Source organism: Polaribacter vadi, assembly GCF_018861005.1.
Taxonomy (GTDB): domain Bacteria; phylum Bacteroidota; class Bacteroidia; order Flavobacteriales; family Flavobacteriaceae; genus Polaribacter; species Polaribacter vadi_A.
In genome coordinates, this window is sequence record NZ_JAHKQL010000027.1 from 1 (window position 1) to 5,035 (window position 5,035).

Consider the following 5,035-nt stretch of genomic DNA (forward strand, 5'->3'; position numbering starts at 1 on the left):
TTTACTAACTTTAGTGCTTAAAATACGCAACTAACCTTACACAAACACGTTAGGTGCAATTACCAAAAAATGAAGGAAAATTTAGAAATAGAATTAAATAAACAAATTTCTGAATTTGGAAAAGACTCTAGAATAAAAGAATGCTTTCATTTTGAAAAGAAACTTTGCTCTGATAAAATTATATCAGCTCATAGCATCCAAAATAACAAAGTCTTAAATTTATTAGAATCTGAAGTAAATGGAAACTTGAAAGTTTTGTCTTTTCTTTATTTAAAACATAATAAGTTTGGAAAAGTTATTTCTCTAAAACCAATTGGAAAAAAAAGTGCCTCAACTTTTTTTGGGTTCTGTAATTATCACGACACTAATATTTTTAAAGAAATAGAAAATAATGAGATAGACTTAAATAATGACAAGCATTGTTTTTTACTTTCTTATAGAGCTTTTGCTAAAGATTATCACGCAAAAAAGGAGACTTTAAAAGGTTATAAAAAAAATAAATTTTATAGTATAACACATAAACTTTTAGGTTTAAATCTAGCTGAAGGAAGTGAAATAGGTTTGAGAGATTCTTCATTTGTGAAAAAAAGATTAAACAAAATATTTGAGAAAAAACAATTTGATGAATTATACTACCTTACTTATGAATTAGATTATCTGATTCCTATTGCATTATCTGGTTCATTTAATCCTAATTACTCTTATAAAGGAAAGAAATTGAATAAGTCATCAGATATTAATATAATTTACGAATTTGTAAATTTTGTAATTCATCCTACAACTTCAGGAAAAACATTAATAATTCTTTCTTGTTTACCTGAACACGAAAAATCTGTCTTATTTTTAGATGAATTGGACGAATTGAAAACGTTGAAATTTGAAAAAGCAGTGAGTTCTTTAGCTATTGCATACATAGAAAACACATTTATATCTCCAATATTATGGGAAAAATTAGGAGTTATTGGTCAAGAAACACTATTAAATGAAATTGAAAATACTAACCCAATGAATAGAGGACAATACAAAGGATTTTTTCATAGTGAAATAAACTTCTTTGATTTAAAATTTAAAAAAACTGCACCTAACACCGTGTAAAAAAAATTGCTGGTAAAAGCCTACTTACGAAAATCCTCGCGGATTTTCTTGGTTCGTGTTTTATTTACTAAATTTATTGCTTAAACCACGCAACTTTTCTTACACAACAACGTTAGCTGTAATTTGCCAATCATACTCAAAAAATGGAACTAGAATTAAAAAATGACCTAATAACTGAAATTAACTCTCTTTTAAAAGAAATATACGAAAAAGGAATTTCATCTTCTGTAGCTGTTTCTGAGTTAAAGAAAAAATCATTTAGAGTTTCTAAAGCATTAGAATTAATTAAACTAACATCACAAAAATACACATACGAATTATCAGAGAAAGGAGTTTTTGCAATACAAGATGGTGGTATTGAGAAATATCTTGAAAACATACGAACTGAAAAAGATTTAGATTTAACAATAAAAGAGTTAACAAATAAAAGACTAAAATATGATATTTTGTATAACATAATGTATATTTTTATTGGTGCTAGTATCGGACTTTTAACAACATTGGCACGACCAGATAATACAGAAAAATATATAGAACAATTGAATAAATTATCATTCGAAAAAACTGAACTAAATGATAGTTTTCAAAAACGTCTGAACGATATGAACATCGAATTATCTTTATTAAAAAACGAAATAGATACATTAAAAATTAAAAAATAAATTAATATGAAAAATTTTGACTTACAAAAAGCTATAAAACAAACTGCGAAAGAAACTATTATGAATAAAATTAAACCTTTTATGTCAGAAATAGAATCACAAAATGGGGAGTTAAAGATTGAATTTACGGAAAAATCAAAAGCAAGCGTTATATTAAATAATGTTACTGATGAATTAAAGGAAAAAGTTTTTAATGCGTTACGTTAATCTCAATTTTGAAATTATTTATATAATTCACTATACTTTTTAATTCATTTATTTTTTGTTCTAAATCTGAATAATTAGTTATTTCTAAATTTAAAGTATTTTCTGATTTCATAATCTAATAAAATATTTAATTATAAACAAATATAAGAAATATTTATAACTTTATATTTTTGAATAGACAATAGCAATGGAAAAGAAAAAAACTACAGCTAACACTGGCTATAATTTATTACTGTTATTAGCTTATTTACGAAAGTAATGTCATACCTTATATTCTAAGTATGTTTGTGTACTTTAGTGTTTTAAAACCGTAACAAACCATAGCCCAAAACGTTGGCTATAATTAAAAAATGAAATCGACATTTATAATTTTATTAACTTCATTCCTCCTAATTTCCTGTGGAGGAAATAAGTATGAAAAGGAATTATTAGGAAAATGGTTTGAAATTAATGAAACTAGTAAGTTAGAGTTTAAGAAAGATTCCTTAATTCTTTCAGACCTAACATTAGTAAAATCTAAATGGAAAGCGAACGAAAACGAAATATCAATTATAATAAAAAACGAATTTAACGATTCTATAAAAAGTAATTCTTTAAAATATAAATTAGAGAATGATACTTTAACAATTAGAACAAATGAAAACATTGAATTTGACGAATTTAAATTCGTAAAAGCTGAAAATTTTACTGACTTTATCTTTAAGAAAAATAATGTGAATATAAGTTTAGAAAAAAATGAAAAATCACAATATTTACCTACTGAAAATAAAAATGGAGTTAAGATTTTTATAGAAAATCAAAAAGGAAAAATCAAAATAAAATCTGAATATTCTGAGAATTTAAATAATCTTGAAAACGATATTGAAAAACTTCTTCTTGATTTGAGTCCATACATTATATATCAACTTGATGATTTACGAACTGATTCAGATACAGATGAATCTACAATTGGAAAATGGATTAAAATAAATTCTTACTATTCTTTATTCATAGACAAAGAAATACCTGATTTGAAAATTAGTTTAATAGTTGAAAAATTGAGAAAGTCTAAAATAAAAAGGATTTATAGAATTTATGAAACTAAAGATAATAAATTTGTAGATTTTGATAAACTGAAAGGAATAAAACTATAGCCAACACCATATATAATTTATTGCTGGCTTTTTGCTTACTTACGAAAATCCTCGCGGATTTTCTTTGTCTGTAATTATTTACTAAATTAGTTGCTTAAACCACGCAACAAACCATATATAAACACGTTAGCAAACAGTTGAAAAAACAAATCCACATATTAATTTTAAGTCTGATTTCGACTTTTGCATTTGGACAAACCGAAAAAGAATCCTTTTGGAATCCTTATATCGAGTCTGACCAAATTGAAATTGGATTAAAACATTATGACAGTCTAAATTTTGAAAAAGCTTACCGAATTTGGACAGATTATCAGGTTGTGGAACTGATTAAAATAACTGACTCAACTTATAACGGAACTTTGACAAATTTTGTAACAGAAAATAAAAGAAAGAATAAGTCAGAGATTATTTATCAAAAAATAAAAATTCCAAACAGAATTGTTGAGAAATTAATTAATTCTCTAAATGCGGAAAATATTGAGACGCTAAAAGATTGTGCAGAAATTGAAAACTATCCGAAAGGGTTTGATGGAAAAACATATGTTTTTGAAATCGGAAATGGAAAAACAAGACGTGTCTATTCATATTGGGAACCTGAAAACGAAAGATATCAAGACCCAGAAATGTCTGAAATAAAAAACGTTCGGAACATATTAAAGTCAATTAACAACGAATTTAACTTGTGGAAATATTTTAAAGATTTTAGAGACAGATTACCAAAAGGAAGTTATTCTTATGGAATGATAAATATGATTAAAACATAAAAAACCGATTTGCTAACACCGTATAAAATTAATTGCTAGTTCTAGCCTACTTACGAAAGTCCTCGCGGACTTTCTATCTGTGATTTATTTGCTAACTTTAGTGCTTAAAACACGCAACTAATCTTATACAACAACGTTGCCAGTAATTAAAAAATGAACTACGAAATATACATAATAATTGCATTTATAATTGCTCCTGTTGGAATATTACTTGCTTATTATAAAGATTATAAACAGAATAAAACGGAATTTAAAGCATCTATAAAAACACTGGGAAAAGGAATTCTTAAAGGACTTGCTACATTAGGTTTTTTGATCGGACTAAATCAGATTTATGAATTAATTATTCCAATAAATAAAAATAACGGAATTGAATATAATTCAGAACGCGAAAAACTTGGAATACCTAAAATTGGAGAAAATTGGAAAAACAGAAAATATCAATCTGACCAATTCACAACTTATTGGTGGAAAAATGAACAAACAGATGGTCATTTCAAAAAAATTGTTGAATATGGAATTCTAAATGCGGAATCTGAAACTGATTATTATAGAAAGGAAAATAGAAAAGGAACTTTTGCTTGGTCAAAATATAATTTCGGAAATAATACTTCTGAATATTTTATAGAAAAACCAAATGACAACAACGATTCTATAACTTATAAAGGAAAATTTAAAATGGAAAAACGAACAATTCTGAAAAAAATTAACAAAATAGAATTTGAAAAATTTATAGCGGAATAAAAAAACTACTGGCAACACCGTATAAACTTTATTGCTAGTTATAGCTCACTTGGGAAATTCCTTCGGAATTTCGCCGTTCGTGTTTTATTTAGTAAATTCATTGCCTAAACCACGCAACAAAGCTTATACAACAACGTTGGGCGTAAGTAAAAACCGAACATCAACAAAAAAATTTGAAAATATTTTAAATATCTCTTTTTAAGAAAAAATAGGATTTTAATAGTTGAATTTTAAGATAAAACAGGAAAACTAGTAAAAGCAGAAATTTTAAGATAATTGAAAAGCAAATCCTGAAAACTGATCGAGAATTAAAATCTTTAATTTTAAGATATAACAGGAAAAATAATAGAAGCAGAAATTTTAAAATAACTGAAAAGTAGAATCTGAAAACTGATCGAGAATTAAAATTTTTAATTTTAAGATAAAACAG

At 25.6% G+C, this 5,035-nt stretch carries 6 protein-coding genes; all 6 read left to right on the top strand.

The annotated features are described in order from the left end of the window. Nucleotides 1-69 precede the first annotated feature (69 nt). A complete protein-coding gene (locus KO506_RS12800; RefSeq protein ID WP_215995315.1) occupies nt 70-1,095 on the top strand; it encodes a hypothetical protein in 1,026 nt (341 codons plus the stop codon). A gap of 143 nt (nt 1,096-1,238) precedes the next feature. Next, entirely contained in the window at nt 1,239-1,757 is a 519-nt protein-coding gene (locus KO506_RS12805; protein ID WP_215995316.1) for a hypothetical protein, read from the top strand. Between the two features lie 6 nt (nt 1,758-1,763). Continuing rightward, entirely contained in the window at nt 1,764-1,964 is a 201-nt protein-coding gene (locus tag KO506_RS12810) for a hypothetical protein (RefSeq protein ID WP_215995317.1), read from the top strand. Between the two features lie 350 nt (nt 1,965-2,314). After that, on the top strand, nt 2,315-3,097 hold the full coding sequence (locus KO506_RS12815) for a hypothetical protein (RefSeq protein ID WP_215995318.1): 783 nt from the start codon (nt 2,315-2,317) through the stop codon (nt 3,095-3,097). A gap of 137 nt (nt 3,098-3,234) precedes the next feature. Continuing rightward, on the top strand, nt 3,235-3,861 hold the full coding sequence (locus KO506_RS12820; RefSeq protein ID WP_215995319.1) for a hypothetical protein: 627 nt from the start codon (nt 3,235-3,237) through the stop codon (nt 3,859-3,861). 153 nt (nt 3,862-4,014) lie between these two features. Then, nucleotides 4,015-4,605, top strand: a complete 591-nt coding sequence (locus tag KO506_RS12825; protein ID WP_215995320.1) for a hypothetical protein — start codon at nt 4,015-4,017, stop codon at nt 4,603-4,605. Nucleotides 4,606-5,035: the final 430 nt, after the last annotated feature.